Genomic DNA, 22192 nt, shown 5'->3' on the forward strand with positions numbered 1-22192 from the left:
GAAGGCAGGCTGACGTGCCGCACCCTTCCGATCGTCCCGTTGCCCGGCTGCTGCCGTGGGACGGGCCCGATGGCCAGAGTTGCTACCTGCTCACCGACCGTGCGGGCGCCGGCCGGGTCTCCCGGTATGCCGACCAGGTGGAGGAGGTACACCTGTCGATGAGCCTCGGGCTGCTGGAGCACGCCGAGCCGCTGATCGACGATCCGGCGGCCGATGCGGGGCAGTTGCGGTTCCTGTCGGCGCAGTTGAGCACGGCGCTGCGGGACGCCGTACGGGTCGCGGAGAGCCGTGGGGACCTGCTGGCGGAGTACCGGCGGCGCGGCGGCACGGAGGGGGCGGAGCACGCCGACGAGCCGGCGGCGTCGGCGGAGAGGCAGTGGGCGGGCGCACCGGACGGCATGGGCGCACCGGACGAGAACGGCGGCGAGGGCGGCAGCGGCAGGGCCTCGTAGGCCCCCGCGACCGGGTGGGAGAGGTCTCCTCCGGGCCGCCCCCGCGCGCCGGGGACGTCCGCCGCGTGTGGGGGCCGCGGCGGCCGTCGATGTGAGCTGCAACGCGTCCTGGGCTTGTGGCCTCTTCAGTGGTGCAGCATGAGAACCACTCTGCCCGCGGGGCCCGCTCCGCACCATCGTCCGCAGGTCGGGCGAGGACCCCCGCCGCTCGGCGGGGGTGCGGGGCCCTCCGAAGGAGGACCCGACGGCAGGGGACGGAGCCGCGCAGTGCCGGGCGGTTCCGGGGCTTGGACAGGTGTGTGGAAGAAAGGGGCGGCCGGTGATCCGTGTCGCTGTGGTGGATGACGAGCGGCTCGTCAGGTCCGGACTGCGGATGATCCTGGGGACCGCCCCGGACATCGAAATGGTGGCGGACTGCGGCGGCGGGGAGGCCGTGGAGACCGTGCTGGGATGCGCGGCCGAGGTCGTCCTCCTCGACATCCGGATGCCGGACGTGGACGGGTTGACCGTGCTGCGCGGGCTGCGCGCCGCCCCGGAGCCGCCGGCCGTGGCGATGCTCACCACCTTCGACGCCCAGGAATACCTGACGGCGGCGCTACGGGAGGGCGCGGCGGGCTTCCTGCTCAAGGACTCCGACCCGGAGCAACTGGTGCGGGCGGTGCGGACGCTGGCGGCGGGCGGCAGCGTGCTGGATCCCGGGGTGACCCGGGCGGTGATCGGGGGCTATCTGACGGCCGAGGACCAGGCCGCCGCGGCCCGGGCGGTGAGCGGGCTGACGCCGCGCGAGTCGCAGGTGCTGGCGCTGCTGGGCGAGGGCCTGGGCAATGCGCCCATAGCGGAGCGGATGGGGCTGGCGCCCAGCACCGTGAAGGACCATGTACGGGCGCTCCTGGCCAAATTGGGCGGAATCAATCGGGTGCAGGCGGCCATCGTCGCCGACCGGGCCGGCCTGGTGGCAGGGGCTCCGCGGGGGGCCTGGTGATATCCGGCGGGCCGGGCGGCACGCGCCGGGAAGCGGGAACACGCGGCGCGGCGCGGGACGTACGGGACCGCGGCCGGGCCACCATCCTCCGGGCGCGCGCCCGCCGGGCCGTCCGCCGGCTCCTGCGCGGGCCGCTGGCGGACCGACTGCACCGGATCGGCCCGGTGCTGGTCCCGGTGCTGCTCTCGATCGCCGACGCCCTCCTGGTCAACGGCCTGGAGATGGCGCTGGAGCTGGGCGTCTCGGTGGTCGCGGCGGCCGCCCTGCTGTTGCGGCGCCGCTGGCCGCTGCTGGTGTTCCTGGTGACCCTCCCGGGGCTCTACATCGGCTACATCTGGTTCGCGCCGATGATCGCCCTGTACACCCTCGCCGCCACCCCCCTCCCCGGTTCCGCTCGAACGGGAGGCACCCCCGCCCGCGTCCACGCCCGGCTCGTCCTCTGTGCGCTGTTGCTGGTCGCCGCGCACTTCCTGCCGTATCCGATCTCCGACTTCGAGCCGACCGCGTACCGCGAGAACACCCTGGTCCTGATCGACGCCTGCGTCACCTCCGCGGCCCCGATAGCGCTCGGCCTGCTGGTCCGGACCCGCCGCGAACTCGCCTCCCGCGTCGAGGACCTGACCCGCAGCCTGCGCCGCGAGGACCGGCTGCTGGCGGAGCGCGTGAAGGCCACCGAACGGGCCCGGCTGGCGCGCGAGATGCACGACGTGGTGGCCCATCAGGTCAGCCTGATCAGCCTCCAGGCCGGCGCCGTACAGGTCAGCACGGCGGACGAGACGGCGCGGAACGGGGCCCGGACCATCCGCGAACTGTCCGTCCGCACGCTGGAGGAGCTGCGGCACATGGTCGGCGTCCTACGGGCGGCCGGCGGCGACGCCCAGGGGGCCGGCGAACTGGCCCCACAGCCGGACCTGGACGAGCTGCCCCGGTTGATCGAGATGAGCGCACTGGACGTGACGTACGAGGGGCTGGACGCGGCACAGGACGGCGGTGCGGGGGCCGGCGCGGAGGCCGGTCCGGGGCGTCCGCGCGGCGCCAGGACGGTGGAGCGGGCCGCCTTCCGCACCGTCCAGGAGGCGCTCACCAACGTCCGCAAGCACGCGCCGGGCGCGCGGGTGCGGGTCCGGGTCGACGCGGTGGAGCTGGGCGCGTCGGCCGGCACGGGCACGGACCCGGCGGAGCGGGTCCGGGAGGGGCTGCGGGTGGAGATCCACAACGGGCCGCCGGACGCGACGGCGTCGGTCCCCGTGCTCCCCGGGGGCGGGCACGGACTGGTGGGGCTGCGCGAACGCGCGCAGAGCCTCGGCGGGACGCTGGAGGCACGCCCTACGTCCGAGGGGGGCTTCGTCGTACGGGCCGAGTTCCCGTACGGGGCGGGCTGAGGGGCGGGTTTCCGCTGCGGGGGGCCGGGTGGGCCCGCGCGCCGCGCGGCCGGCCGCCACGGGCCGCCTCAGGCCGACAGGGGTGCGGCCGCCTCGTCCACCGCGGTGGACAGGTCCGGGTAGACCTCGAAGAGCCGGCGGACGCCGAGAGCCGCGAGGACGCGGTTGACGTGCGAGCCGTCGACGGCACCCTGCGCGGGCAGGATCAACCGCAGCCGCCCCTGACAGGAACGCATCAGGCGGCGGGCGGCGATCAGTACGCCCACGCCACTGGAATCACAGAACCGGACCTCGGAGAGATCGAGGACCAGGGACCGCCGGCCGTCGGCCACCGCGTCGTGCACGTGCTGGCGCACCGCGGGCGATGTGACCAGGTCCATTTCCCCGGAAACCTGGAGTACGGCCCAAGGGCCCTTTTCGTCCTCTGCCACCTTCAACGACACGCGCTCGAAGCCTTTCGCTCGCTTTCGGACCGGATGTGCCCCGGTTGCAATGCGGAACCCACCCTTCCCGGCTCGACTGCCCGGCCTCTCCCCCGTGAAACGCTTTCGATTCCATGGCGCGGCGGGCCAACCCTCCCCAAGGCTATGCCCAGAGCCCGGCGAGTTTTCGCCCGCAACCGGTCACACCCGCGTAACACATGGGTTGATACGGGCACGAACGGTCCGCACCGACCCACTTCGAGCGGGAAGCGCCACCAGATCCGCCACAACGTCATGGGGCCTTTACCATCCGCAACGGGCTTCTGACCGGCTTTGCCGCAAAGGCGCCTGTGGTGTCGTACCCGCCCACTACATTCGAGGACACGGCGACCGTCACGGCGTGCGCACGTCCGGTGCCACGGCGTCCGTAGCGCGGGCCGCCGGATCGGGTGACGGCCCGCCGATCGTGAGCGAAGGGGGCGGCAGGGGTACGAGAGTGGGCGGAAGTGACGGCACGGGGCCCGACGGAACGCGGGCCCTACGAGACCGGGGGTCACCGCACAGCGCGCGGCCGAGGTCTCGGCAGAGCGCCGGCCGAGGTGTGAGCCCGGCCGCGACGGGCAGGGATGGGGGTCCCATGGCACACGACGCACCACCGCGCTGGGACAGGCGGATGCAGCAGCGGCTCGCCCGCGGCGAAGCGGCCGCGCTCGGCGAGCTCTACGACCGTTTCGCCTCGCTGGTGCACAGCCTCGCCTACCGCGTCCTGGACGACGAGCACGCCGCCGACCGCATCACCCGCGAGGTGTTCGGCTACGTCTGGGAGCACCCGGACTCCTACGACCCCAAGCAGGGTTCGCTGCGCTCCTGGGTGGCCGGGATCACCCGCCACCAGGCCGTCCAGCGGCTGCGCCAGACCGAGTCCGACTCGGCGCGCGACCAGCGCGACGAGTGCGACCAGCGCGACGAGAGCGCTGACGGGCCCGCGACCGCCGAGACGGAGCGCGAGCTGGAGCGGAAGATCCACGAGGCGTCCACCGCCGCCCGCGCCGACTACATCGTCACCTCCATGCCCGCCCCACTGCGCGAGGCCCTGGAGCTCGCGTACTTCCAGCGCCGGGACTACCGCCAGACCGCCGCCGACCTCGGCGTCACCGAGGACGAGGCGCGGCGCCGGCTCCGCCTGGGCCTCCAACTCCTGTCCACCGCCCACAACCACCAGGCCCTGCCGGCCGTCCCGATGCGCCGCGCCGCCCGGGCACCGCAGGCCCCGCGCCCGCCGCACTCCACACCGCCCGGCCCGGGCCACGGGCGGTCGCTGTGAAAGGCCCGGACGAGTGGGACGGCCCCGAGCGCCCCGGTGGCCCCGGTGAACGACCGCGGATACCGTCCCCGCGTCCCGCCGCGGAGGACCACGGCCCGCTGCCGGACCTCCCACGCGCCCCCCACGCCCTGCCCGGCCCCGTCCCGGACCCCGCCCCGCCCCACCACGTCCCTGCGGAGTACGAGAGCGATGACGACCCCGTGACCGGCGACGACACCGGCCCGCGCCACCCACCACCGGCCGCCCCGTCCCACAAGGTGCTCAAGTCGCTGCTGGGTGCCTGGGCGCTGTCCGCCTGCTCACCGGAGGAGACGGCCGCCGTCGAGGCGCACCTGACGGACTGTGCCACCTGCGCCGGGGAGGCGCTGCGGCTGCGCGACGCCGTGGGACTGCTGCACCCCGCCGACAGCCTCGATCTCGACCCGCTGCTGCGGTCACGGGTGTTGGAGGGGTGCCTGGGCCGCCGGCCGGCCCGCATCCCGGTGCCGGAGTGGGCGACGCCGTACGACGCGGAGGCCGCCAAGTTGGACGCGCTGCTGCGCGACATGGGCGAGTCGGAGTGGCGGGCCCCGGTGCAGCTGCGCTGGTTCGACGGCCGGGAGCCGGTCGAGCGCGGCACCACGGTCGCCGGGGTGATCGGCCATCTGATGGCCGTGGACGGCATGGTCGCGACGGCCCTCGGGCTGCCCGACCCGCTGGGCACCGCCGCCCCGGAACACCCCGGCCCGCGCCGCCGCACCGAGGCGTACTGGCAGGCCCTGGGCGAGGACGCCGACCCGCGGGCGCCGCACGATCCGTGGCGCGAGCAGAGCCAGACACTGATAAGAACGGCCTCGTTCGCCGGCGGCGGGGTCGCCGAACTCTCCGTCCCCTACGGCAAGTTCAGCCTGGCGCTGCGCGACGCGTTCCTGGACCGCGCCTTCGAGACGTGGGTGCACGCCGGGGACATCGCCGACGCGGTGGACTATCCGTACAAGCCACCGGCCGCCGGCCATCTCCGCCTGCTCGTCGACCTGGCGGCCCGGTTGCTGCCGAGCACGCTCGCCCAGCGGCGGCGGGCCGGGCTGGCCGCGCCACCGCAGCGGCTGGTCGCCGCGGGCGCCCCGGGCCGTTCGCTCCATCTGGAGGTCGAGGGCAGCGGCGGCGGGGACTGGTACATAGCGCTGGACTCCCCGGCGGCGGTCGGCTCGCCGGAGTACACCGTCGCCCACATCGCGTTGGACAGCGACGAGTTCTGCCAGCTGGCCGCCGGGCACATCTCGCCGGAGGAGACCGCGGTGGGGCAGGACGGGGAGCGCGAGGCGATCCGCGAGGTGCTGTTCGCGACGGCGGCGCTGTCCCGCCTGTGAGGCGACGACCCGCCGCCGGTCCGGCCGCGGCACCCCGCGGCACGGCCGTGCGTGACCGCCCGGGTCAGGTGCCGTGGACGACCGCCCGGGTCAAGCGCCGTGCGTGACCGCCCGGGTCAAGCGAAGATCACCGTCCGGGTGCCGTTGAGCAGCACCCGGCGCTCGCTGTGCCACTTCACGGCCCGCGCCAGCGCCTGGCACTCCACGTCGCGGCCGATCGCCACGAGCTGGTCCGGGGTGACCTCGTGGCCCACCCGCTCGACCTCCTGCTCGATGATCGGGCCCTCGTCGAGGTCCGCGGTCACGTAGTGCGCGGTGGCGCCGATGAGCTTGACGCCGCGGGCGTGCGCCTGGTGGTAGGGGCGGGCGCCCTTGAAGCTCGGCAGGAAGGAGTGGTGGATGTTGATGATGCGACCGGCCAGGGCCTTGCAGAGGTCGTCGGAGAGGACCTGCATGTAGCGGGCGAGCACGACCAGCTCGACCCCCTCCTTCTCCACCAGCTCCAGCAGCTGGGCCTCGGCCTGGGCCTTGGTGTCCCGGGTGACCGGGATGTGCTGGAAGGGGATGCCGTACGAGCCGACCAGCTCGGCGAACTCGGTGTGGTTGGAGACCACGGCCGCGATCTCGACCGGCAGCGCGCCGATCCGGGAGCGGAAGAGCAGGTCGTTCAGGCAGTGCCCGAACTTGGACACCATCAGGACGACCCGCATCTTCTCGTCGGCCCGGTGGATCTGCCAGTCCATGGCGAAGGAGTCGCCCACCGCCGCGAAGCTGGCCCGCAGCTTCTCGACGTTGATCGGCGCGTCCGCGCTGAAGTGGACCCGCATGAAGAACAGCCCGGTGCCCCGGTCGCCGTACTGCTGGCTGTCCTCGATGTTGCAGCCGGTGATGAACAGATAGCTGGACACGGCGTGCACGATCCCCTGCTTGTCCGGGCAGGACAGGGTGAGGACGTACTGATCGTTGTGATCGTGCTGACCGGGCTGGGTGGGCTGCGACTCGCTCATGACCTCATAGGGTCGCATATCCGCCGAGCAGGTCGGACCGCGGCGCCCGGGGCACGGTCACGCCGGGGCCTGGAGGGTGCCGGTCAGGACGGCCAGCGCTTCGAGGGAGTGCGGGGCGGTGTCCGGGTCCTCGCCGTCCGCGGTGGCCAGGTGGACGTGCGCCTCGCGGGCGGCCCGTACGGCGTCGGGCCAGCCGGGGTGCTCCATGTAGGCGGCGACCGGGGCGTCCGGCCCTACCTGGTGCATGATGCGCAGCACCCGGAGGACGGCGGCGTCGACCAACTGGGCTTCCTGGACGTCGCGGAAGATCGTGTCGACGTACTTCTCGGCGGACCAGTTGTCCAGCCAGGTGTCCTCGACGAGGCGGTAGACGGCGTCGGTGACGTCTCCGTACCCGGGACGGCCGGCCAGCCAGGTGTGCTGCTGGAAGACGGGGTCGGAGAGCATGTGCAGCGCGGAACGCACGGTGCTGCGCCAGCGCCACCACGGCATGTCAGAGAACGGCATACCGCCCATGGTGGTCGAGCGGCGGCCGCGACGGGAAGACTTCTCCGAACCTTGCACAGCATGCGATCGTACGTTCCTCCCGATTCCTCTCGATCGGCCCCCCGGAGTTCACCGCGACGTCACCGTCCGTTGCCCGGGTGTCACGCGCCCGTTCCGGCCGGAACGGCAGGCTGCGGGGCCATGACCGGACGGCGACGCTCCTCCCCCCGCCCCTTCCCACGCGCTTCCGCGACCGCCGCGGCGGCGTGCACGGCGGTCATCGCGTCGCTGCTGTCCGGCTGCGGCTCCCTCCCCGGAGCGGGTTCCGGGGAGAAGGAGCCGGTCACGGTGATGACCTGGGCGCCCGAGGGCACCCGCACCACCAACATGCCGGGGATGCCGGCCATGGCGCAGGCGTACGCCCGCTGGGTCAACTCCCGCGGCGGTATCGCCGGCCACCCCCTGAAGGTCCTCACCTGCAACGAGCGCAACGACTCGGCGGAGGCCACGCGGTGCGCCCAGCGCGCGGTGGACGCCGGGGCGGTCGCGGTGGTCGGCTCGTACAGCCAGTGGGGCCGCTCGTTCATGTCCCCGCTGGAGGTGGCGGGCATCCCGTTCATCGGCGGCTACGGCGCCTCCGCCGAGGAGTTCGCCAGCCCGCTCTCCTACCCCGTCAACGGCGGCCAGGCCGCCCTCCTGGCCGGGAACGGCCGCCAGTTGGCGGCGGACTGCCGGCGGGTGGCGCTGGTCCGCCCGGACACCATCCAGGGCGACCAGATGCCCGGCCTGCTCGACGCCGGGCTCACCAGCGGGCGCGGCGTCAGCCGCTCCGGTGGAGCCGATGCGCGCACCGGGGGCGGCCGGAGCCCGGCCGCGGACATCAAGGCGCCCGAGGCCGACACCGACTACTCGCCGCAGGTGGCCGCCGCCCTCGATGCGGTGGGCGCGGACCCCACCGTCTACGGGACGGCGAAGGCCGGCGGGGAGGCCACCGGCTCCTGTGTGGCCGCCTCGCTGGGCGACAACACCGACACCTTCTTCGACTCCTTCCGGCGCCTCCAGGAATCCCGGCCCAAGGTGCAGGTCGGATCCGTCCTGGGCAGCGTCGACCAGTCGATGGTCAACCGCAGCGGCGGCGCCTCCGGCCCGTTGGAGGGCGCGGACGTCACCGGTTGGTACCCGGTGCCCAGCGATCCGCGCTGGCTGCCGATGCGCCGGGTGATCACCCAGGAGGCGTTCGACGACAATCGCGTCGACCCGGCCGACCAGGGCGTCCAGACGACCTGGATCGCCTACACCGTGCTGCACGCGTTGATCAAGCAGTTGGCCGACGAGGGCGTGGCGGACATCACCGCGCACGCCCTGCAGACCGCCCTGGACCGCGGCGACCAGGCCATCGACACCGGCGGTCTGACGCCCAAGCTGCGCTGGCGCGACGACGACATGCTGGCCGTCGCGGACTTCCCGCGGATCATCAACTCGGACGTGACGTACCAGGTCGTCCGGAACGGCGAACTGGTCGCCGCCCAGGAGGGGTTCGTCGACGTCACCACGACGCTGGAGCGGCGGCGCACGGACGACGGCTGACGCGCCCGCGGCCGTCCCCCCGGCCGTCCGCGGTCCTTACAGCTGCTCGGGCTGGTGCTCCCGGAGGCCGTACTTCTGCGCTACCGGGTTCCACAGGCCGGCCGCCTGCTGCTTGGCCTGGGTGGCCGCGCCGCTGGCCGCGTTCCCCTGGGCGGGTTCCTTGCCGCCCTTGGGGTGGCCCTTGTCGCAGCCGCCCTTGCCGGCGGACTTGTCGGCCCAGGCCGCGTAGTTGTTGTCGGCGTCGGCCGAGGACTGCCATGCCTTGGTCAGCGCGGCGGTCAGCTGGGCGTTGTTCGGGACCTTGTCCACGGGGAGCTGCTGGAGCCGCTTGACCAGGTCGTTGCGCTGCCCGGCGGCGGACCGCAGGTCGTTGGCGGCGCCGCCGAGGTTGGTGCAGCTCTTGATGTTCTGTACGGCGCTGATGACCGCGGAGCGGCTGTTGTTGCTGTCGGCGAGCAGTGCGTCCAGTGCCTTGGCCTGGCCCGCGGCCGGGTCGTCGGCCGGCTTGGACGAGTCGTCCTTGGCCGACTTGGCCGTACTGGTGCCGGGGTCCGTCTTCTTCTGGCCGGTGTCGTCACCGCTGCCACCGCTGAGCGCCCAGCCGACGCCGAGGCCGACGCCGGCCAGCGCGACCACGATCACACCGACGATCGCGGCCGCGGGAAGCTTGCGGCGACCGCCGCCGCTCTCCTCGTAGGAGGGGTACTGGTCCTGCCCGCCACCGGGGGCGAACGGACCGGCGGGGCCGCCCTGTTGGCCGTACGGCGGGCGGGCCTGCTCGTCGAAGCGCGGCAGTTGCGCGGTGGCGTCGGGGGCGGCGGCCACACCCGGGGCGGCCGGTCCGTCGCGGAACAGACCGTCGAACTCGGCGGGCGTGGGCCGGTCCGCGGGCGCACCGGGCCGGCCGCCGAACGGCGCACCGGGCGGCGGGGTGGGCATCCCGGCACCGGCGGCGCCGCCGATCGGCGGGATCAGCTGGGTGGCCTCGGAGCCTTCGGTACCCATGCCGGGCATCGGCTGGGACTGCGGCATGGGCTGGCCGGGCCGCGGCGGTCCCTGGTGCGCCTTGATCGGCCGCAGCATCTGGGTGGCCGCGTCACCGACCGGTGGGGCGGCGGTCGCCATGGGCGGCAGCGGGGCGGCGCCCGGGGTACCGGCGCCACCGGGGACGGGCGGCAGGAGCGTGGTCGCCTCGGCCTCGCCCGCGATGGGCGGCAGCGGCGCGCCGGCCTGCGGGGTGGCGCGGACCAGTTCACCGGACGGGGCCGGGGGCTGGCCGACGTACGGGGCGTACTGCGGCGGCAGGGTGCCGGGTGCGGGCTGACCGGCCGGAGCCGGCTGGCCCGGCTGGCTGCCGAAGGGGATGACGGTGGTCGCCTCGGAGTCCGTGCTGGACGGCGGCAGCGGCCCGGCGGCCGGCGGGCCCACCTGGGGCGGCGCGGCCGGCATCTGCGGCATCTGCGGCATCTGCGGCTGCCCCTGGGGCGCCGGCGGGAAGCCCTGGTTCTGCGGCGGCAGCGGCTGCTGCTGCGCGGCGGGCTGCGGGAGCGGTGCGGCGCCCAGCGGGGTCGGGGTCTGCGCCTGGGGCGGCGCGGCCGGGTAGCCCGGCGCCGGGACCTGACCGTAGGGCTGCGGCCCGCCCGGCGCGCTTCCGGGCTGGCCGGCCGCCGGCTGCTCGGGCGGCTGCTGACCGGGCCCCCAGGGCTGGCCCCACGGCTGCCCGGCGGGTGGTGCGGCCTGCTGGTCGGGCGCCCATCCGTCCCCGCCGCCGGCGGGCAGCACTATGCCCTCCCTGGCCGGGCCGGCCGCAGAATTCTGCGGGTCGTGACCCTGTCCGCTCTGCGTCACCGGGACTCCTACCATCGTGCAGACCTACGGAATCGTCGGCTGCACGCTACCGGTTCGCAGCAACGTTCGACCATGTGTCCTGGTCACTGCCCCGGTCCCCGGCCCGGAGCGCCACCGGCGCCGCCGACCGCGCAGCGGGCGGGCCGGAAACCCGGCCCGCCCCGGCAGCGCACGGCCGAAAGCACCTCGGCCGCTTCCTCCTCCCGGCCGTCGTCGGTCCCCGTCGTCACGGCTCTTGAGGCGTTGCTCACGCCGCGGCGGCGCGGAGCTCCATCCGTGCGGTGAATTCCCTTACGACGGGTTCGTCCTGATACGGCTCCAGTCGTTGCCGGAAGTCCTCCAGATATTCCGCACCGCGGTCCGACCGCACCCCGCCCAGCAGCTCGATCGCCCGGGTGCCCGTATGGCAGGCCAACTCGACCTCCCGCTGCTGCACCTGCGCGCTGGCCAGCAGCACCAGCCCGATGGCGCGGCGGCGCGCCCGGCCCACCGGATGCCCTTCCAGCGCCTCCTGCGCGCGCTGCGCGGCCGGGACGGGCTGCCCCAAGTCCCGGTGACAGTGGGCCAGTTCATCGGCGAGGTACGCCGGGTCGAAGTGGGCGATCCAGGCCGGGTCGTCGCCCGTGTCGGCGGTCGCGCCCGCGCGCTCCATCGCGGAGAGCGCCCGGCCCGCCACCGACTGGAAGGCCCGGGCGTCGCCCAACAGGGCGTGCCCGCGCGCCTCCGCGGCGAAGAACATCGCCTCCGCCCTGGGCGTGACCTGTCCCCGCGCGCCCTCCTGGGCGGCCCGGGCGAGCTGGGCGATCTCCCGCGGATTGCCCAGGGACGCGGCCAGGTGGCTCATGCTGGCGGCAAGCACGTAGCCGCCGTAGCCACGGTCACCGGCCGCCTGCGCCAGCCGCAGCGCCTGGATGTAGTAGCGCTGCGCCAGGCCCGGCTGCCCGGTGTCGACGGCCATATAGCCGCCCAGTTCGGTCAACCGGGCGACGGCCGCGAAGAGTTCCCGCCCCACCGCCTCGCGGTACGACCCCGCCAGCAGCCCCGAGACGACGCTGTTGAGGTAGTGCACGACGACCGGCCGGACATGCCCGGCGCCGAAGCGGTGGTCCAGTTCACTGAGCGCCGAGGTCATGGCCCGTACGGCCGCGACGTCCGAAACACCCACTCGGGCACCGGCGTTGCGGGACACCTGACTGTCCGCCCCGGTGATCAGCCAGTCCCGGCTGGGCTCGACCAGCGCGGAGGCGGCGACCGTGGAACCGCTGAGGAAGTCCCGCCGCCCGACGTCGCTGCGCCACAGCTCGCAGACCTGCTCGATGGCCCCCAGGACGGTCGGCGAGAACTGCAGCCCCACCCCGGACGCGAGGTTCTTCCCGTCGGCCATCCCGATCTCGTCGATGGTGACCGTGCGGCCCAGTTTGCGGCCCAGCGCCTCGGCGATGACGGCCGGCGCGCGGCCCCGTGGTTGCTGTCCCCGCAGCCAACGGGCCACGGAGGTCTTGTCGTAGCGCAGGTCGAGGCCGTGCTCCGCACCGCACATGTTCACGCGGCGGGCCAGCCCCGCGTTGGAGCAGCCGGCTTCCTGGATGAGCGCTTGCAGCCGTTCATTGGGCTGGCGCGCGACGAGTGGCCTGGCGGCCATGGTGTGTACCCCCTGTACTGCTGCTGCGCGTTCACCGGCGAACGCCGTCCTCGCGATCAATTCCCCGTACATATCCCGGATATCCGAGACATCCGGGATATGCGTGGTACGAACCGAGGAGACGCACTTCGCAGCGGATGCCCGGGATACGTGCGATGTGCCCGATGCCCGTGCATCGTCGTGCGAAGCGCGGCGTCCTGAAGTCCGCACCGGGAAGGGCTGGTCCACAAGGAGGGTGGCGCGCGATGTCCGTGCACCGGTCGCGGCGCCGCGGTGCAGGGCTCCCCTGGTGCTCCGCGGCCGACCGGCGGGCGGCCTCTCCGCCCGTCACGCAGGTGGCTACCCGCTCCCCGGGCCCCATCCGCATACGCGCCCCCACTGGTGCATCCATGCGCCCCACGTGCTGGAACGATGCGCCGGGGCAGTCACCCATTCGGCCGTAACCCTTGGTGACAAGGGGAGTTGTCATCTGCGTGGAAGAGACCATCGAAGTCACAGGAGCCCCGCAGATCCCCAAGCAGCGCGGCGAGCAACTCATGGACACTGCACTGCGTTACACGGAGGAGCGCCATTGGGAGGTGTTCCCCGGCGCATGGCTGGAGCACGAGGGTGACCGGCCGCGCTGCTCGTGCGACACCGTCAACTGCCCCTCGCCCGGCGCCCATCCGACCGCGCCCGGCTGGGCCGGCACGGCCACCGGCAGCGCCACCGCGGTCCGCCGGATGTGGGGCAAGCATCCGCGGGCCTCGATCCTGTTGCCGACGGGCCGGACCTTCGAGGCCCTCGACGTACCCGAGATGGCGGGCTGCCTGGCGCTGGCCCGGATGGAGCGGCTGGGCCTGACGCTCGGCCCGGTGACCCGCACCCCCGACCGCCGGATGCTCTTCCTCGTCCTCCCCGGTGCCTCCGCGAAGATCCCCGACCTGGTGCGGAACCTCGGCTGGGCCCCGGCCGCCCTCGACCTGATCTGCCGCGGCGAGGGCGAGTACATCGCCGCGCCGCCGACCCGGGTGGGGTCGCACGGCGCGGTGCAGTGGGCCCGCCGCCCCACCGCCAGCAACCGCTGGCTGCCGGACGCGGAAGAGCTCATCAGCCCGCTGGCGTACGCCTGCGCGTGCGACGCGGCAGCACTTCGCACCCGCTGACGCGGGGCCGAGCCGGTTTGTCAGCGCCTGCCCGTATCGTGGGACGCCGGACGGGGGCCATGACCCGGCCCCTGCGGGGACGTCGAAGGGCAGGCCGTGGCCAGCGAACCGGAGCAGAAGCAACAGCAGGAGGGGTCGGTCGCGACCCCGGGCGGTGCCGTGGCCGGCCCGCCCGCCGTCCGCATCGAGGGCCTGTGGAAACGGTTCGGTGAGCAGACCGCGGTTCACGGCATCGACCTGACGCTGCCCGCGGGCCACTTCATCGGGCTGGTCGGCCCCAACGGCGCCGGCAAGACCACCACGCTCTCCATGGTCACGGGCCTGCTGCGGCCGGACTCCGGGCTGGTCGAGATCGGCGGACACGACGTCTGGCGGGACCCGGTGGCGGTCAAGTCCCGGATCGGCGTGCTGCCCGAGGGCCTGCGCCTGTTCGAGCGCCTCTCCGGGCGGGAACTCCTCTCCTACATAGGCAGGTTGCGCGGCCTTCCGGGCGTCGAGGTCGACAAGCGGGCCGGCCAGCTGCTGGACGTACTCGACCTCTCCGGCTCGCAGCACAAACTCGTGGTGGACTACTCCACGGGCATGCGCAAGAAGATCGGGCTGGCCGCCGCGCTGCTGCACAACCCGGAAATCCTCTTCCTGGACGAGCCCTTCGAGGGCGTCGACCCGGTGTCCGCGCAGACCATCCGCGGCGTCCTGGAGCGCTACACCTCCTCCGGGGCAACGGTGATCTTCTCCAGCCACGTGATGGAGCTGGTCGAGTCGCTCTGCGACTGGGTCGCGGTGATGGCCGCCGGCCGGATCCGCGCACAGGGCCCGGTCGCCGAGGTGCGCGGCGCCGCGCCCTCGCTCCAGAGCGCGTTCCTCGAACTGGTCGGCGCGAACGGCCGCGCCGCCGGGCAGAACCTCGACTGGCTGGGCGGCGGCGCCCGATGAGCACCGAAGCCACCGCCACCGCTCCCTCCTCACTGGTCTCGGTCTTCGTCCGACTGAAGCTGACGCTGCTGCGCAACGGCCTGCGCCAGTCCACCGGACGCACCCTGGCCTACATCATCTCGGCCGCCGCCGGCCTGCTCTTCGCCGCCGGCATCCTCCTGGGTCTGGTGGCGCTGCGTGGGAATCCGCACGCCGGGTCGCTCGCCGTCGTCCTCACCGGGATCCTCACCCTGGGCTGGGCGGTGATGCCGCTGTTCTTCCCCACCGGTGACGAGACCCTCGACCCGACCCGGCTGGTGATGCTGCCGTTGCGGCCCCGCCCGCTGATCCGGGCGCTGCTGGTGACGTCGCTGGTCGGCCTCGGCCCGATCGTCACGCTCGCCCTGGTGACCGGTTCGGTGATCGCGGTCGCGCACGGGGCGGTCGCCACGCTCGTCGGCGTCCTGGCCGTCGTCCTGGTGGTGCTGGTGTGCGTCGCCCTGGCGCGGGCCGTGGCCACCGCCTCGGTGCGGCTGCTGACCAGTCGCCGGGGCCGCGACCTCGCCGTGCTGGGCGGTCTGTTCATCGCCCTCGGCGCCCAGGGCGTCAACATCGCCGCCCAGCGACTGGGCCGCCCGGACGGTCTGTCCGTATTGGAGCCGCTGGGCGAGGTGCTGCGCTGGGTGCCGCCGGCCTCCGCGCTCAGCGCCGTGGAGGACGCCGGGCACGGCGCCTACGGGCGCGCGGCGGCCGGCCTGGCGCTGACGGTGCTGGCCCTGGTGCTGCTCCTGTGGTGGTGGCAGCGGACCCTCACCGCCCTGATGACCTCGCCGGACTCCTCCACCCTCCAGGCCGTGGAAAAGGACAGCGCGCGTCGGGCCGGCGGCGAGGAGCGCGGGCTCGCGCGACTGCTGCCCGGCGGGCGGACCGGCACGGCCATGCTGCGGACGCTGCGTTACGCCTGGCGCGACCCGAAGTCGAAGATGTCGTGGGCGATGGCGCTCGGCATCGGCCTGCTGGTGCCGATCGTCTACGCCGCCCAGGGCAACGGCAGCATCTACACCTCCTTCTCGGCGCCCGCGCTGCTCGGCATGCAGATGTACAACCAGTTCGGCCAGGACACCTCGGCGTTCTGGATGGTGGCCTCGACGATCGCCACCCCGCGGGACGCCTTCGAGGAGCTGCGGGCCCGGGCGCTGAGCCTGGCGCTGGTGGCCATCCCGTACGTCACGCTGGTCGTCGTCGGCTCCGCCGCGTTCATCGGCCCGTGGTCGGCCTTCTTCCAGGTCTACGGGCTCTCGCTGGGCCTCCTGGGCGGGCTGCTCGCCACGGGGGCGATGGCGTCGGCGCTGTTCCCGTACTCCATCCCGTCGGAGAGCAACAAGAGCGTGGCGCCCGGCCAGGCCGGGATCGCCTGGATCAGCCTGTTCGCCGGCTTCCTGACGGCCGCGGTGCTGACCTCGCCGCTGCTGGGGCTGGCCGTCTGGCTCCATCTGGCGGGCCTGCAGAGCCTGTTGTGGGTGCTGCTGCCGGCAGGTGTGGTGTACGGAGTGGGCATCGCGACGCTGGGGCTGCGAGTGGCGGCTCCCCGGGTGGTGGCGCGGCTGCCGGAGATCCTGGCGGCGGTCAGCAAGGGGTGACGCGACGGCCCCGCGGGGCCGATCTCGACCGCTTGGCATCAAGTTCGGTTGCGTTGTGAGGGTGTGGGGTGCCGTCCCGGCGAACGGGTCGGCACCCCGACTCGTTTCCCCACCCCGGAGGTTCCGTGCCGGCGGCCTCCGCTCCGGTTCTGTGCCCAGCCACCGTCGCCGCCGTCGCCGCCCCGGCGCCCACCGCAAACAGCGACGGAAAGGGCGTCCCCGCCCAACAAAACCCCAGGCCACACCCCCGGCCGCCGGCTTTGCCGGGACGTTATCCACAGGGTTCCCCGGCCGGCGCGCAGGCGCTGTAGCGTCATGGCAACAATGTGAACGAGGGGTGGTGGGGGCGGTGCGGCGCGCTGGAATGGTGCTGGTGCTGGGGTGGTTGGCGGTGCTGTTCACCGCCGGTGCGGTGCAGGCCGCGCCAGCGGGAGCGGACGCCCCGAGCCAGTCCGCCTATCTCGCCGAGCAACTTCGGCACAACCCGGTCTACCTCAGCGATCAGATGCCGCACGTGGTGCCGCGCTCGACGGCCCCCACCTTCGCCGCCGAGGCGAAACGGCTGCATGTACCGACGTATGTCCTCGTCCTGCCGTCCGCCTCCTCCGGCGGCATGGATTCCGGTCTGCTCGCCGGGATCCACGACCACCTGGGGCGCAAGGGGCTGTACGTCACGGTGTCCGAGGCGGGCCTGTCCGATGTGCAGAGCTACGGCGTGAGCGTGCCGGGCGCCGCGGACGCCAAGACCGCCACCTTGTACGAACTGCCCTACGACGCCACGCCCCGTGAGGTGTTCCGGCACTTCGTCGATCTGCTCACCTCGGGGCAGGCCCACCAGCGCGCCGAGGCCGCCCGCACCACGTACGGCGGCGCGTACAACACCCACGAACCGCCCGCGCTGCACACCACGCAGACGGACCGGGAGAACCAGAGCTTCGTGACCGGAACCGTGGTCGCCGGGGTGCCGCTGAGCGCGTTGCTGATCACGAACCACGCGCTGCGCCGGCGCCGGATCCGACGCGGGCTCGACGCCGCCGGCCCGGCGGGCGGAGCGAAGAACCGCGCGCAGAAGAACGGCAAGGCGAAGAACGCCAACGCGAAGAACGGTCGCGCCCGGAAGGGCAGTCACGCCCCGAAGGACGGTCCGGCCACGGCGGGCGGCAGGCCCCGGTCCGCGCCGCATCGCGGATGGCTGCTGCCGCTCGGTGCGCTGGTGCTCGCCGGGCTGCTGGCCTTCACCGCGTCGCAGGTCTTCTCCGACACCAGCACGGGGGACGGCTCGGTGCCGACCGCCGCCGACCTGCGGGCCCGTATCGACCGGGTCAGCGAGGGGCTGCGGCACGACCCGCTCTACATCGACCCCGAGAGCCAGTCCCCTCTGGACTCCGCCCAGCGCACCCGGTTGCACGAGCGGCTCGGGGCTCTGCCGGTCCCCGTCCTGGTCGCCGCGCTGCCCAGTTCGATGGACGACGAGTCCGGCGGCGACCCGGAGCTGTTGGCCAAGTCGCTGCACGACCGGTTGCACCGCGACGCCCTGTTCGTGATCGCCGGGTTGCCGAGCGGCTCCCTCTCGGTCATCAACTACGGCACCCGTGTGGACACCGGCACGCTCTACGACGAGTCCCGCGATCCCGCGGCCGGCAACCGCGACGCCACCACGCTCGGCCCGCGCCTGGACAAGCTGCTCGCCTCCGTCGCCAAGGCCCGGATGTCCAAGACGGCCGGCGAGCCGTTGCCACCGTCGCGCGCGAAGGACCTCGTCGCGCAGCAGAGGCTGCCCGGCCTGTTCACCGGGGACTTCCACCCCGGGCTGTTCATCGGCGCACTCGCCGCGCTGCTGCTCTTCGGACTGGTGGTGGCGGTGTGGGCGATCGTTCGGCGGCTGGGCCGCCGGGGCGCCCGGGCGATGGCCGACGCGGCGGCGCCGGTCGAGCCCCGGCAGTCGTGGCTGCGGCGCACCGCACGACAGGAACTCGCCGCGCTTACCGCCGAGTTGGAGGCGACGGCAAGTCTGCCGGCGGAGGCCCGGCGGCGGGCCTGGGAGTGCCTGGACGCCGCCGCGCTGCTGATCGACGGCGACAGCGACGGCCGCATCGACGACGACGCCACCCCCGCCGGCCTCGCCTGTGCGATCACCCTCGCGCGGGTCGGCCGGACCGCGGCCCGGGAGCCGTCCGCCGCGACGCACGTCTGCCACCGCAATCCGCTGCACGGCGCGGCCACCGAGCAGACGGCGAAGCGCCCTGCAGGCAGCCGCAGGCAGCTTCCGCGACCGGTGTGCGCGGCGTGCCAGGAGACGCCCGGCGAGATGCTGCGGCTCTACGGTTCGGACGGTTTCGGACGTCTGGGCTACAGCGCCTATCCGGTCCATCCCGGCCCGCTGGCGGCGCTCGCCAAGGGCGCCGGTATAGATCAACTCACCCGCGAGGTACGGGAGTCCTTCGGTGTCAACTGACCTTCGTCACCGCCGTTCGCTGCGGTCCGTCCTTGCCGTCGGAGCGGCCTCCGCCGCGCTGCTCTGCGCCACCTCGGGGCCCGCCGCGGCCGCGCAGAGCCCGGGGCAGAAGATCGCCGACGCGCTGCGCACCTCACCGGTGTACGTCGACCCGTCCCTCTCCACGGCGGTCAACGCGGACGACCAGCGGGCGCTGGTGCAGCAGATCCAGCAGACCCACCTGCCGATCCGGATCGTGCTGGTCCCGTTGGCCGAGGGGGACGACTGGGGCGGCAAACCGCAGCAGTTGACCGAGGTGGTGCACGACCGGATGGGTGGCGGCCCGGCCATCCTCATCACCCCCGGGGACTTCACCGACGACATCGAGGCCCGCGCCTGGCCCACCCGCTCCCACCAGGCGGAGAACGCCGCCGCCTCGGTCTACTTCGACGACTCGATGAAGGGCGCCGGGCTGGCCAAGCGGATCTCCCGGGCCATCGACATCATCAAGGCCGGTAACGGCGACCAGGTCTACCAGCGGCTCACCGCCCACCTCGGCACGCCGAGCAGCAAACCGTCGAGCAGCAGCAAGCCGAAGTCGCCCACGGGGCAGGCGTCTTCCCCGTTCGTGCGGATCGTGGCGCTGGCCGTCGGTCCGGTGCTGGTGCTCGCCGCGGGCTGGCTGCTGCGGCGCCGCTCGCGGCTGCGGGACTTCGGGACGCCGTTCGCGCTGCCCCGGTCCGTCTTCGCCGCCGCGCACAAGGCCGATGAGGACGGGCTGCGCGAGCGGGCCGGCGAGGAGGTGGTGCGGCTCGGCGAGGAGGCCCGCGGCGCGACCGGCGACCCGGCGGCCATCGAGCGCGCCCTCGACGCCTATGCCGCGGCCGGCACGGTGCTGGACCGCGCACGCGGCATCCCGGACCTGGCGGGCGTGTTCGCGCTGGTGGCCGAGGGGCGGGCGGCGCTCTCCCCCGCTCCGGCCACGCTGCCGCTGTGTTTCTTCCACCCGCTGCACGGCCCCGCCGGCCGCCGCATACCCTGGCGGCCGCTGGGCCGCCGGGAACAACTCCGCGTCGCCGCCTGCGACACCTGCATCCGTGCGGTCCGCGCCCGCCGCGCACCGGAGGTCCTCACGGACCGTCTGGACGGCCACCCGGTCCCGTACTTCGAAGTGCCATCGGAGCAGAGCCTCTGGGCCGCCACCGGCTACGGCTCCCTGCTGGCCGGCGACTCGCTCACCCTCCGGGTGCAACGCGGCGACTTCACCCGCACGTTGTCCTGACCGGCGTGCCTCCGCGGGGGCGGAGCACCTCCGTCGGAGGCGCCCTCGCCCGAGCCGGCCCTGTTGCGAAAGCCCACCGCGAAAGTCCGGCACAAATTTTATCCGGGCATTACCATTCGAGGCCGAAGAGGCGGCAATGCCACTGAATTCGACCTCAATTGGGCAGGGCTGACGACGGAATCCACTGGCCGGTTTGCAGGAATTGCGGTAGATCGACCGGGACGCTCCCACACCAGCTGAACGGAAAGCAGCGGACGCGTGCATTCCATGTTTCGACACGGGAGAAAGCTCGCTCTTATGCTCCGCTCTCACAGCCGTTCGCGAGCACTGGGCAACGGTGCTGTGCAACGGGGGAGAGCAAGAAACGGGAGAACGTTTTGCTGCACACGAGGACCTCATGGCTGCGCGTCGCCGCGCCGGTTGCCGTACTGGCACTGGCGCTGACCGCCTGTGGTGGGAAGAAGGACGCGTCGGGTTCCGCCTCCGGTTCCGGAGCGGACACCGGGAAGAACTCCGCGGATACCGCGGCGAAAACCGACAAGAAGCCGACCGAGCCGGCCGGCGGTGCACTGAAGTCCGGCCAGAGCGGCACCGGACAGTACAAGGAAGAGTCCGGGAAAGTCACCTACGAGGTCGCCGCGCAGAAGGTTCACGTCGGCACCGAGGCCGAGGCGAAGAAAATGGTCCAGGACCCCAAGGACGCCAATGGCCTGGTCGCCGCGACCGCATATGTGAAGTACACGAACAAGGGCCCGGGCGTCGTCAAGGGCTTGGCAAAGGTGGACAACGGCACCGAGATTTACGCGGACGGCCGGCGCGGCGGCATGCTCATTGGCGCCCCGGAGAATCTCCCCGGCTGCGAGAACCCGGTCGACATCGACAACTGGAAGGTCGGCGAAAGCCACGTCATCTGCCAGACGTACATGATCCCCAAGGGCGCCAAGTCCCTGGAGGTCCACTGGGGCGACGAGGGTGCCACCAACCCGCTCATCTGGAAGTTCGACAACGCCGGCTGAGAGCGGCCTGCGCGAGCGGCGCGGGCAGTGGTCGACGAAGCGTCAACTCCTGTCGCCTGCTGAGTGATTGCGTCGGCCCGGGTGGTGCGGTCTCCTGCGGGAGCGCCGTGCCGTACGGGCCGGCGGTGGTCAGGGGTGAGCCGTCAGCGCGCCGAGGAACGGCTCGATGGCCCGGCACCAGGCGTCGGGCTGCTCCCAGGGCAGCAGATGGCCGGCGTCGGGGATCTCGGCGTACTCGCCGTGGGGCAGCACCCGGACCATCTCCTGGGCCTCGGCGCGGCCCAGTTCGGCGTCGAGGCCGCGGACGACGAGAGTGGGGCAGGCGACCTGGGCGAGCTCCTCCCAGTGGGCGTCGTGCACCCAGGTCTCGCGGGCGCTGAGCATCTGACGACGGGAGAAGACCGGGCGCCAGCCGTCGGCGCGCTCGGCCATCACCTCGGCGAAGAACTCCCCGCGGGCCGGCCGGGGGCGCTCCAGGGTCGGATCGTCCTCCCCGAACCACTTGCGGACGTCCGCGAGGGTGGCGAACGGCACCGGCCAGGAGCGGAACCACTCCGCCCACTCGCGCTGCGAGGCCGCCCCGAGCGCCGAGGCCCGCATATCGCAGATCACCAGCGCCGTGACCAGGTCCGGGCGCCGGGCCGCCACCTGCCAGGCCGTCAGGGCGCCCATGGCGTGGCCGACCAAGGCGGCCGGGCCGAGGTCCAACTGCTCGATGGCGGCGATGGCGTCCTCGACGTACGCGGCGCGGTCCAGCGGTCCCTCGACGGGCTTCTCACTGCGGCCGTGGCCGCGCTGGTCGAGGGCGACCGCGCGGTGCACCGCGCTCAGCCGGCGGGCGGTGTCCGCCCAGTGCGCGGCACGCCCCATCAGGCCGTGGAGCAACAGCACACCGGGGCGCCGCCCGCTCTCCTCCAACCAGCCGCCGCTCTTGGGCGGGTCGGTGAATTCCCAGGCCGCGAGCCGCACGCCGCCGGATCCCGTCACATCAATACGCCGCACCATGTGCCCTGGCACCCCCAATCTCCCCTTGGCCAGCCCCGCACGCCCCACAGTATCGAACCTATATTCGAACGGATCGCTGCCGCGCCCAACACCCCACTTTCGAGTGACCTTGCTGCGGGATTGGCCACGCCCACCACGGGGAGACATCTGCCGGGAGGCGGGCCCTACCGGGAAGGGGGCCCGTGGGGAACGACCCTGAGAGCTCGGGGCTCCGGGTCGCGGTGGGGGGACATGGGGAGGCAGGGCCCCGGCTGCTCGCAGCGCCGGGGCCCTG

Annotated in this window: 18 protein-coding genes; 12 read left to right on the forward strand and 6 right to left on the reverse strand. The window is 73.4% G+C overall.

Translation table 11 applies throughout. The features are described from left to right. Nucleotides 1-14: 14 nt before the first annotated feature. The 3 genes from ACFVT2_RS37420 (at nucleotide 15) to ACFVT2_RS37430 (ending at nucleotide 2816) form a co-directional block, all read left to right on the forward strand. Nucleotides 15-452, forward strand: coding sequence for a hypothetical protein (locus tag ACFVT2_RS37420; protein ID WP_390025512.1), 438 nt, complete (start codon nucleotides 15-17; stop codon nucleotides 450-452). 319 nt (nucleotides 453-771) lie between these two features. Further along, entirely contained in the window at nucleotides 772-1434 is a 663-nt protein-coding gene (locus tag ACFVT2_RS37425; RefSeq protein ID WP_390025514.1) for a response regulator, read from the forward strand. Between the two features lie 122 nt (nucleotides 1435-1556). Continuing rightward, nucleotides 1557-2816, forward strand: a complete 1260-nt coding sequence (locus tag ACFVT2_RS37430; protein ID WP_390025551.1) for a sensor histidine kinase — start codon at nucleotides 1557-1559, stop codon at nucleotides 2814-2816. 68 nt (nucleotides 2817-2884) lie between these two features. On the opposite strand, the gene ACFVT2_RS37435 is transcribed toward ACFVT2_RS37430, so the two are convergent. Then, nucleotides 2885-3259: an STAS domain-containing protein gene (locus ACFVT2_RS37435; protein ID WP_037634995.1), complete on the reverse strand. Its 375-nt coding sequence runs from the start codon at nucleotides 3257-3259 to the stop codon at nucleotides 2885-2887. Between the two features lie 616 nt (nucleotides 3260-3875). Here ACFVT2_RS37435 and ACFVT2_RS37440 point away from each other — a divergent pair. After that, nucleotides 3876-4562, forward strand: coding sequence for an RNA polymerase sigma factor (locus ACFVT2_RS37440; protein WP_390025516.1), 687 nt, complete (start codon nucleotides 3876-3878; stop codon nucleotides 4560-4562). Beyond that, on the forward strand, nucleotides 4559-5911 hold the full coding sequence (locus tag ACFVT2_RS37445; protein WP_390025518.1) for a zf-HC2 domain-containing protein: 1353 nt from the start codon (nucleotides 4559-4561) through the stop codon (nucleotides 5909-5911). Before ACFVT2_RS37440 ends, ACFVT2_RS37445 begins: the two co-directional genes overlap by 4 nt. Nucleotides 5912-6027: 116 nt before the next feature. Here ACFVT2_RS37445 and purU read toward each other — a convergent pair whose 3' ends face one another. Then, entirely contained in the window at nucleotides 6028-6918 is an 891-nt protein-coding gene (purU, locus tag ACFVT2_RS37450; protein ID WP_390025520.1) for a formyltetrahydrofolate deformylase, read from the reverse strand. Between the two features lie 57 nt (nucleotides 6919-6975). Continuing rightward, a complete protein-coding gene (locus ACFVT2_RS37455) occupies nucleotides 6976-7434 on the reverse strand; it encodes a hypothetical protein (RefSeq protein ID WP_390025552.1) in 459 nt (152 codons plus the stop codon). A 171-nt stretch (nucleotides 7435-7605) separates the two neighbouring features. Between ACFVT2_RS37455 and ACFVT2_RS37460 the strand changes: the two genes are divergently transcribed. Next, entirely contained in the window at nucleotides 7606-8991 is a 1386-nt protein-coding gene (locus tag ACFVT2_RS37460; RefSeq protein ID WP_390025522.1) for an ABC transporter substrate-binding protein, read from the forward strand. Between the two features lie 36 nt (nucleotides 8992-9027). On the opposite strand, the gene ACFVT2_RS37465 is transcribed toward ACFVT2_RS37460, so the two are convergent. Continuing rightward, entirely contained in the window at nucleotides 9028-10839 is a 1812-nt protein-coding gene (locus ACFVT2_RS37465) for a hypothetical protein (protein ID WP_390025524.1), read from the reverse strand. A gap of 247 nt (nucleotides 10840-11086) precedes the next feature. Next, a complete protein-coding gene (locus tag ACFVT2_RS37470) occupies nucleotides 11087-12481 on the reverse strand; it encodes a transcriptional regulator (protein WP_390025526.1) in 1395 nt (464 codons plus the stop codon). A 473-nt stretch (nucleotides 12482-12954) separates the two neighbouring features. On the opposite strand from ACFVT2_RS37470, the gene ACFVT2_RS37475 reads away from it, so the two are divergent. From ACFVT2_RS37475 to ACFVT2_RS37500, 6 genes are all read left to right on the forward strand, one after another. Further along, the gene (locus ACFVT2_RS37475; RefSeq protein ID WP_390025528.1) at nucleotides 12955-13626 is read left to right on the forward strand and encodes a bifunctional DNA primase/polymerase; all 672 of its coding nucleotides are present in this window, start codon (nucleotides 12955-12957) and stop codon (nucleotides 13624-13626) included. Nucleotides 13627-13722: 96 nt separating this feature from the next. After that, nucleotides 13723-14562, forward strand: coding sequence for an ABC transporter ATP-binding protein (locus ACFVT2_RS37480; RefSeq protein ID WP_390025530.1), 840 nt, complete (start codon nucleotides 13723-13725; stop codon nucleotides 14560-14562). Next, complete coding sequence (locus tag ACFVT2_RS37485; protein WP_390025532.1) at nucleotides 14559-16181, forward strand: transporter; 1623 nt, start codon at nucleotides 14559-14561, stop codon at nucleotides 16179-16181. Before ACFVT2_RS37480 ends, ACFVT2_RS37485 begins: the two co-directional genes overlap by 4 nt. 349 nt (nucleotides 16182-16530) lie before the next feature. Beyond that, nucleotides 16531-18636 (forward strand): hypothetical protein, encoded by a 2106-nt coding sequence (locus tag ACFVT2_RS37490; protein ID WP_390025534.1) that lies wholly within the window; start codon nucleotides 16531-16533, stop codon nucleotides 18634-18636. Beyond that, a complete protein-coding gene (locus tag ACFVT2_RS37495; protein WP_390025536.1) occupies nucleotides 18626-19897 on the forward strand; it encodes a hypothetical protein in 1272 nt (423 codons plus the stop codon). The genes ACFVT2_RS37490 and ACFVT2_RS37495 overlap by 11 nt, the downstream gene beginning before the upstream one ends. Before the next feature lie 377 nt (nucleotides 19898-20274). Further along, nucleotides 20275-20913: a hypothetical protein gene (locus tag ACFVT2_RS37500; protein ID WP_390025538.1), complete on the forward strand. Its 639-nt coding sequence runs from the start codon at nucleotides 20275-20277 to the stop codon at nucleotides 20911-20913. A 129-nt stretch (nucleotides 20914-21042) separates the two neighbouring features. On the opposite strand, the gene ACFVT2_RS37505 is transcribed toward ACFVT2_RS37500, so the two are convergent. After that, on the reverse strand, nucleotides 21043-21918 hold the full coding sequence (locus ACFVT2_RS37505; protein ID WP_390025540.1) for an alpha/beta fold hydrolase: 876 nt from the start codon (nucleotides 21916-21918) through the stop codon (nucleotides 21043-21045). Nucleotides 21919-22192: the final 274 nt, after the last annotated feature.

It is taken from the genome of Streptomyces sp. NPDC058000, assembly GCF_042886435.1.
Taxonomy (GTDB): domain Bacteria; phylum Actinomycetota; class Actinomycetes; order Streptomycetales; family Streptomycetaceae; genus Streptomyces.